This window comes from Candidatus Electronema sp. TJ, from assembly GCF_048287355.1.
GTDB lineage: Bacteria > Desulfobacterota > Desulfobulbia > Desulfobulbales > Desulfobulbaceae > Electronema.
This window is the reverse complement of sequence record NZ_JBLWEP010000117.1, coordinates 1-7,498: the sequence shown is the minus strand read 5'-3', so window position 1 is coordinate 7,498 and position 7,498 is coordinate 1. Positions and strand designations below refer to the sequence as shown.

The following is a 7,498-nucleotide window of genomic DNA, read 5'->3' as shown; positions in this document are numbered from 1 at the left end:
GCAGACAGATGGCGCAGGCAATCTGATCCGGGCTTTCCAGTCTGATGCGCATTTCTTTCTTCGCGTCTCTTCACCTGCGCGGCCTGCATCAGTCCGGGCAGCGCAGACCGCGACTGCCTGCTGTATTTTTTTATCCAGCCGCCTGCTGCAAGGCCACTGCCACTGCCACCGAAGCCCCAACCATTGGATTGTTGCCCATGCCGATGAAGCCCATCATTTCGACATGCGCGGGCACGGAGGACGAGCCGGCAAACTGCGCGTCGCTGTGCATCCGGCCCATGGTGTCGGTCATGCCGTAAGAAGCCGGGCCAGCAGCCATGTTGTCGGGGTGCAGTGTCCGGCCTGTGCCGCCGCCGGAAGCCACCGAGAAATACTTCCGTCCCTGCTCAAGGCACTCCTTTTTATATGTGCCTGCCACCGGATGCTGGAAGCGGGTCGGATTGGTCGAGTTGCCGGTGATTGAGACATCCACCAGCTCCAGATGGTTGATGGCCACGCCCTCGCGCACGTCGTCGGCCCCGTAGCAGCGCACCTTGGCCCGCTCGCCGCTGGAGAACGCCTTTTCCTCGACGATGTTGAGCGCACCGCTGGCATAATCATACTGCGTCTTCACATAGGTGAAGCCGTTGATGCGCGAGATAATGTAGGCCGCGTCTTTGCCGAGGCCGTTGAGGATGACCCGCAGCGGCTCAGTGCGCACCCGGTTGGCGGATTTGGCAATGCCGATCGCCCCTTCAGCAGCGGCAAAGGACTCATGCCCGGCGAGAAAGGCGAAGCATTTGGTCTCCTCGTTGAGCAGCCGGGCGGCCAAGTTGCCGTGGCCTATGCCCACCTTGCGGTTTTCCGCCACCGAGCCGGGAATGCAGAAGGCCTGCAAGCCGATGCCCAGTGTTGAGGCGATTTCGACCGCCTTCTTCTGCTCTTTTTTCAAGGCGACAGCCGCCCCGGCAATGTACGCCCAGCAGGCGTTCTCAAAGCAGATCGGCTGCACGCCTTTGACGATGGCATAGACATCCACGCCCGCATCCAAACTGAACTGCTTGGCTTCGGCCAAATCCTTGATCCCGTGCTCGGCCAGCACCGCGTTGATCTTGTTGATGCGCCGCTCGTATCCTTCAAAAAGTGCCATGATCGTTACTCCTTCCGGGGATCAACTGTTTTGACGGCCTCGGCGAACCGCCCGTAGGTGCCGGTGGCCTTGACCATCGCCTCTGCCGGATCAACGCCCTTCTTGATCGCGTCCAGCATCGGCCCGATTCTGAGGAATTTGTAGCCGATGATCTCGTCGTTGGCATCCAAGCCTAGCTCCATGATGTAGCCCTCGGCCAGCTCCAAGTAGCGCGGCCCTTTCAGACGGGTGCCGTAGGTGGTGCCGGTGACGGTACGCAGCCCCTTGCCCAAATCCTCCAACCCTGCGCCGATAGGCAGACCGCCTTCCGAGAAGGCGGATTGCGTGCGGCCATAGCTGATCTGCTTGAAGAACTCGCGCATGGCCACGTTGATCGCGTCGCAGACCAAGTCGGTGTTGAGGGCCTCCAAAATGGTCTTGCCCGGCAGAATTTCCGCCGCCATTGCCGCCGAATGAGTCATGCCGGTGCAGCCGACGGTTTCAACCAAAGCTTCTTCAATAATGCCGCCCTTGACATTCAAGGTCAGCTTGCAGGCCCCCTGATGCGGGGCGCACCAGCCAACAGCATGGCTCAGGCCGTTGATTTCGCTGATCTGCCGCACCTGATTCCATTGCCCTTCCTGCGGGATGGGCGAAGGGCCGTGGTCCGGCCCTTTAGTGATGCAGCACATTTCTTTGACTTCGTGGGAATATTCCATACGCTTCTCCTCAATGAAAAATAAAAATGGCAAGCTCCGCTCATGATACCAGCCGTCGCCCAACAATGCCACTGCATTCAAGAAGTTCCCATTTTTTCCCTTTCCCGCTGGCCGCCGCTGCGGGCGGCGGTTGACTTTTTCCGCTGGCGCAGCTAAGGTGTCTCATTTATAGGCGGTCGCAAGGAAGACCGCCCTGCATGAGACTGGCGCAAGGAGAAAAAGCATGGCGAAACATGGCGAGAAATTGTCCGCATTGGAAATTCTGCGCACCGGCCCAGTGATGCCGGTGGTGGTGCTGGGCAATGCCGAGCAGGCTGTGCCTCTGGCGAAAGCCTTGCTGAAAGGCGGCATCAGGGTGATTGAAATCACGCTGCGCAGCGGGTCCGCGCTGGACGGCATCCGCCGCATCTGCGCGGAAGTTCCGGAAATGATCGTCGGGGCAGGCACAGTGCTGAGCCGGGACGATCTGCGTTTGGTGGCGCAGGCGGGCGGCCACTTCGCCATCAGCCCTGGCCTGACTCCGTCTCTCTTTGCCGCCGCCCACGAAGGACCGATTCCTCTGATTCCCGGCGTTGCCACGCCTTCCGAGCTGATGTTAGCTCAAGAACGCGGCTTCACCGAGCTGAAGTTTTTTCCGGCTGAGGCGGCGGGCGGGCTGAGAATGCTTAAGTCCCTGCACGGGCCTTTTCCGAAAATCACCTTCTGTCCAACCGGCGGCATTTCCGAGCAGAACTACAAAGACTATCTCGCGCTGCCCAACGTGGCCTGCGTGGGCGGCTCTTGGCTTGCGCCGCCGGAGCTGCTTGAGCAAGGCGACTGGAAGGGCATCACCCGCTTGGCAGTACAGCTTCAGAGCTGAAAGACGCAGCTTTTTTTTGACTGCCAGCTTAATCAGCAGCTGCCGTTCTTGAGGCGACCAGGATTTTAGCCCGCCCGCCCGTCTTTTTTTTGATTTGACAAAAGACGAAATAAGAATATTATATCCCCCCGTATGCAGTTAGCGGTCAGGTGCCTCTTGGTCTGCGGAAGCTGACCAGTGCCAAGCGGGCGTGTTCGGCGATGGAATTAACCAGATTGTTTTTTTATATATAAATGGGTGTAAGCAAAAAACAAGGAGGCCGTTATGGCTGAAGAGCAGATGGTGAGTGGGAAAAAGCAGGACGAGGTGGTTGCCGCCAAGCGGGTCTTCTTCCAGCGGGCTGCGGCTGCGCTGGGTGTCGTGGCTGCTGCCGGCCTGACCGGAGCGGCGGTTGTGAAATCCGCCCAAAAAGCCGAGGGGACGAACGTCCGCGCCCGCGCCGCCGAAGAGGATTTGCGGCAGCAGCAGACTATGACCGGCAAAGAGTTGCTCATCATGAGCCAAGAAGAGAAGCAGCAGATGCTGGACCGTCTTCTGAGCAACCATCATCAGACAGTGTCTTGAGGATTTCCTATTCCATAACGGAGGCGATGCGCGATGTCAGAGGACAAAAGAGGGCTGGTTGATGAACAGGACGACGGGAAGAAAGAATCCCGCCGCGATTTCCTGAAGAAGCTGGGTGTTGCCGCCGCTGCGACAGCAGCAGCCCCGGCAGCTGCGGCCAAGGCCGCGAGCATAGCCGAGCATTTGCAAGGGCACTTTGAGCTGATGAGTGACGAGCAAAAGCAAGAGGCCATCGCCCGCTTGGAAAAACGCTACAGCGAGCAGTTTGGCAAGCAGGTCACAGTGGCTAACACGCCTGCCCCAGAGGGTGTGCTTTTTGGTTATGCGCTCAATATCTCCAAATGCATCGGCTGCCGCCGCTGTGTTGAAGCCTGCGTTCGGGAAAACAATCAGTCCCGTGACCCCAAAATTCAGTGGATTCGGGTCTTGCGGATGGAGCGAGGCACGGAAACGTTTGAACTGGAAAATTTGGACAAGGGTTTTCCCAGCAGCAGTCCCTTGGGAGACTACGGCATCCAGTCCGGCGGCCATGCCAAGAAGCCTGTCGGCATTTCCGGTGATGCCGAGCATTACTACAACCCAGAGCAAGTGCCGGAAGACAATGCCTTTTATTTTCCGGTACAGTGCCAGCAATGCGAAAAACCGGCTTGCGTCAGAGCCTGTCCGGTGCGGGCGACATACCGGGATCCCAACGGCATCGTTGTGATTGATTACAACTGGTGCATTGGCTGCCGGATGTGCCAATTGGCCTGTCCGTACTGGGCGCGACGTTTCAACTGGGGCGAGCCGGTGCTGCCGAACGAGGACATGAATCCCAAGACTCATTATCTGGGCAACCGTCCGCGAATGCGCGGTGTCATGGAAAAATGCACCTTTTGTTTGCAGCGGGTGAGAGATGGACGCTATCCGGCCTGTGTGGAAGCCTGTCCTGTAGGTGCAAGAAAGTTTGGCAACCTGCTTGATCCTGAAAGCGAAGTGAGGAAGGTTTTGGCAACCAAGAAGGTGTTCCGGTTCAAGGAAGAGTTCAGCACCTATCCAAAATTTTTCTATTACATGGATTAGAGAGGTATTGATGATGACCATGAAACAGCAAATAGCTTCCGCTTCGCAGAAGCCCATAGCGTTCACCCGCGACTTCTGTATGTATGCCGTCAAAGGAGGAAAACTCTATTACGGCTGGCTGCTCTTCCTTTCCTTTTTTGCTATTGTCGGCCTTGTCACCACCTACATGCAGATGACAACTGGCCTTATCGTCACCGGAGCCTCAGACCAAATTGTTTGGGAGCTGTTCGTCTCCAATTTTATTCACTGCCCATCCATAGCGTCGGCGGCAGTGCTGGTAGTGACCCCTGCTTATATCTATAAGCGTAAAGATATGAAGCAGCTGGCCGTCATCGGCGAGGCCATCGCCATGGTCTTCGTGATTATCGGCATCAACTTCATCCTTTACCACATGGGTCGGCCAGATCGGTCGTGGCACGCGGTTCCTGGGATAGGCATTTTCAACTTTCCCAGTTCGGTGCTCACCTATGACATCATCGTTTTGAACGTTTACCTCGTTCTTAACGCTGTGGCGGTCTTCTATTATCTGTACAAACACTATGTTGATCAGCCGATGAACACCAAGTTCTATACTCCGCTGATCTACTTTGCCGTGGCATGGGGACCGTTTATTCATATCATCACCGCCTTCATCCTCAGCAGCAATGCGCAGCTCGCTGTATGGCATACCGCTCTCATGCCCTTTTCCTTTTTAGCCATGGCAGCTTCAGCTGGGCCAGCCTTGGTGATCATAATATTTTTGGTGATCCGCAAGTTCACCAAACTGGAAATTGCAGACTCCGTAATTGACTTCTTTTCCCAAGTCATTATCTGGGGTTTGGGCACCCTCATCCTGATGTTTGCGGTAGAGTTTTTCACGGAACTCTATCCAGCCACACATCATGCTGCGCCCTTAGAGTATGCGATTGAGGGCCACCACGGTATGGCTCCCTATGTTCCGTGGTTTTGGGCAGTCATGACCGTGTTTGTGCTGCAATTCCTCCTGCTCCTCAGCAGCAAGGTACGGAAGAACTACAACTTCCTGCTGCCGCTGATCTGCCTGTCAGTCTTCCTGAGCGTCCTGATAGAAAAACCCTCTATCTTGATCTTTCCGGCCTTCAGCCCGACCCCCTTGGGTGAGTATGCCGTATATCATCCGACCTGGATTGAAATCTTCAACGTCCTGTTCGTCTGGGCTACCGGCTTTATCATGCTGACCATGGTGCTCAAGGGCACTGTTGGCGTGTTGACCGGAGAGGTGCGTGACACCAAAACCGTGGAAGCAAGTGGAGGTGCGAAATGAGTTACGTAAAAGCAGCAGCGTACTACGGCCTTTTTGTTGTGTTGACGCTTCACACGGCTGTGGCGGAAGAAGGCAACAAACCTGAAGCGGCATCAGCGCAACAGCAACAAGCCCAGCCCAGCACGGCATCAGCAGAGTGCTACGAAAGCATCCAGGGAACCACCAATCTCGCAAAGGTGGAGAATGCAAACCCCAAGTTCGGTTATCCCAATGTAAAGTGCTCACCGACCACCGGAGCAGTCCTTTGGTACGGCGATCCCTACACGGACACTGTGCCTATGGGAGAAATGCCGAAGTTCGGCGATGAGACCGACGGTGACTTTGCCCAGGCAGTCATCCGGCCCCGCATGAAGCACTTCAAAACAACCATGCAGTGCAGCGGCTGTCATCCTAGCGCAGACCAAGCCTCCGCTCCGCCCAATGAGCCGCGCCAGCTCCAGATGCATCAGGACATCGTCAGCGATGCCACTAAGTTGCAGCATGGCCGGGGCGCAATCTGGTGTTTGGACTGCCATAACGCCGCCAACCGCGACACCCTTGTTGATCGCCGTAAAAAAGAGGTCAGCTTTGATGAATCTCACAAGCTCTGCGGCAGCTGCCATGGCGACACCTACAGCAAATGGCGGATGGGCCTCCACGGCAAGCGCACGGGCGAGTGGAAAGTGGGCGGGAAAAAACGATGGTGGACCTGCACCGAATGCCACAATCCACATACGGTTCAAGAGCATCGCTTTAATCCGGTTAAACCTGAACCGCCGCCAGATATGCCCCGTGGCATGAGCAAGAGCGAAACCAGCAGCAAGCACGAATAATAAGCTCGGCATGAAAGTAAGGAGCTTGGGTTTGGTTTGCAGGAGTGTATTGTCTTTTACTCTTGGACTTGCAGCCTGTGCGCCTGCCTTGGCAACGCAGCAGCAAGCTGCCGCTCCCGCAGCCATGCCGACTTCTGAGGTTTCCCGCTTCAGCCATGACTTTCATGTCAACAAGGTGGGCTTCGGCTGCGTTGACTGCCACAACAGTCTGTTTCAGCAGGCTGGCAGCTCGGCTAACGCGGCGGACGATTTCGCTATGTCCGCCTTTGAGCAGGACAAATACTGCGGTGTCTGCCATGATGGCAGCACCGCCTTTGCTGCCACCGATCAAGGCAGCTGCGCCCGTTGCCACGGCAGTGGTGTAACACTGCCCAAGACTGTTGTTTTTGAGCAGCCGGTCAAAGCGGTCGTATTTGATCATAGCAAACATGCGGAGGAGCTGCGTCTGCCGTGCAGCAGCTGCCATGACAAGCTCTTCAAAATGAAACAGGGCGAAAGCGAGAAGCAGCCAGATTTCACGATGGAGGCGATGCTTCATGGCAAACACTGCGGTGCCTGCCATGACGGCGTGTCGGCTTTCTCGCTCAAAACCCGCTGCGCCTTCTGCCACATCGGCAAGCAAGGCTACAACCGTCTGCTCGGCAAGGAGCAGATTGGTCACTGATTTTCAAGCTGCGCTCCACGCTGCCCTTGTTTCCCACAAATCTATTGATCGAGTGTTTTCCGAGTATCTGCCGTTCTGGAAACAGCATTGATTGTATATCCAGATCACCTTGTCGTGAACCTATCTCAAAAAAACAGCGTAAAATAGGTAGTCCTCAAGGTGTAGTGGCTAAATTTGGAGCTATATTTTCATTATAATGATGAATAAATTCCAAATTGCCCCGATATAATTTTTCATATTTTTTAAAAAATGAAAGCGTTTTTCTCCCCAGACGTGAAACGCGCTGCCGTAAAGTAAGATTGAACCGTTCGATATGACTTGTCTTTGAGCTGTCCTTTCCGACGAAAGAAAGCATTCCTCCCTGCATGATTCTGGAAGTGAATTCCAAAGGCCCAGTGCGCCTTTTTTATCCCTTCTTCCTGCATATG

General features: G+C 55.5%; 9 protein-coding genes. 6 read left to right on the top strand and 3 right to left on the bottom strand.

What is annotated here, in order from left to right; all coding sequences use genetic code 11:
* Nucleotides 1-130 precede the first annotated feature (130 nt).
* Both ACNKID_RS09005 and ACNKID_RS09000 read right to left on the bottom strand, forming a co-directional pair.
* Nucleotides 131-1,129 carry a GGGtGRT protein gene (locus ACNKID_RS09005; protein ID WP_417913101.1) on the bottom strand — a complete coding sequence of 333 codons (999 nt, stop codon included), beginning with the start codon at nucleotides 1,127-1,129 and terminating at the stop codon, nucleotides 131-133.
* 5 nt (nucleotides 1,130-1,134) lie between these two features.
* The gene (locus ACNKID_RS09000) at nucleotides 1,135-1,827 is read right to left on the bottom strand and encodes an iron-sulfur cluster assembly scaffold protein (protein ID WP_417913100.1); all 693 of its coding nucleotides are present in this window, start codon (nucleotides 1,825-1,827) and stop codon (nucleotides 1,135-1,137) included.
* A gap of 223 nt (nucleotides 1,828-2,050) precedes the next feature.
* Between ACNKID_RS09000 and ACNKID_RS08995 the strand changes: the two genes are divergently transcribed.
* The 6 genes from ACNKID_RS08995 (at nucleotide 2,051) to ACNKID_RS08970 (ending at nucleotide 7,070) form a co-directional block, all read left to right on the top strand.
* Nucleotides 2,051-2,686, top strand: a complete 636-nt coding sequence (locus ACNKID_RS08995) for a bifunctional 4-hydroxy-2-oxoglutarate aldolase/2-dehydro-3-deoxy-phosphogluconate aldolase (protein WP_417913099.1) — start codon at nucleotides 2,051-2,053, stop codon at nucleotides 2,684-2,686.
* A gap of 264 nt (nucleotides 2,687-2,950) precedes the next feature.
* Nucleotides 2,951-3,250: a hypothetical protein gene (locus ACNKID_RS08990; RefSeq protein ID WP_417913098.1), complete on the top strand. Its 300-nt coding sequence runs from the start codon at nucleotides 2,951-2,953 to the stop codon at nucleotides 3,248-3,250.
* A 33-nt stretch (nucleotides 3,251-3,283) separates the two neighbouring features.
* On the top strand, nucleotides 3,284-4,312 hold the full coding sequence (locus tag ACNKID_RS08985; RefSeq protein ID WP_417913097.1) for a 4Fe-4S dicluster domain-containing protein: 1,029 nt from the start codon (nucleotides 3,284-3,286) through the stop codon (nucleotides 4,310-4,312).
* A gap of 10 nt (nucleotides 4,313-4,322) precedes the next feature.
* Complete coding sequence (nrfD, locus tag ACNKID_RS08980; protein WP_417913096.1) at nucleotides 4,323-5,594, top strand: NrfD/PsrC family molybdoenzyme membrane anchor subunit; 1,272 nt, start codon at nucleotides 4,323-4,325, stop codon at nucleotides 5,592-5,594.
* Nucleotides 5,591-6,406, top strand: coding sequence for a hypothetical protein (locus ACNKID_RS08975; protein WP_417913095.1), 816 nt, complete (start codon nucleotides 5,591-5,593; stop codon nucleotides 6,404-6,406). The genes nrfD and ACNKID_RS08975 overlap by 4 nt, the downstream gene beginning before the upstream one ends.
* 124 nt (nucleotides 6,407-6,530) lie before the next feature.
* Nucleotides 6,531-7,070, top strand: coding sequence for a c(7)-type cytochrome triheme domain-containing protein (locus ACNKID_RS08970; RefSeq protein ID WP_417913094.1), 540 nt, complete (start codon nucleotides 6,531-6,533; stop codon nucleotides 7,068-7,070).
* 154 nt (nucleotides 7,071-7,224) lie between these two features.
* Here the strand turns inward: ACNKID_RS08970 and ACNKID_RS08965 are convergent, their stop codons facing one another.
* Nucleotides 7,225-7,425, bottom strand: a complete 201-nt coding sequence (locus ACNKID_RS08965; protein WP_417913093.1) for an IS1 family transposase — start codon at nucleotides 7,423-7,425, stop codon at nucleotides 7,225-7,227.
* Nucleotides 7,426-7,498 lie beyond the last annotated feature (73 nt).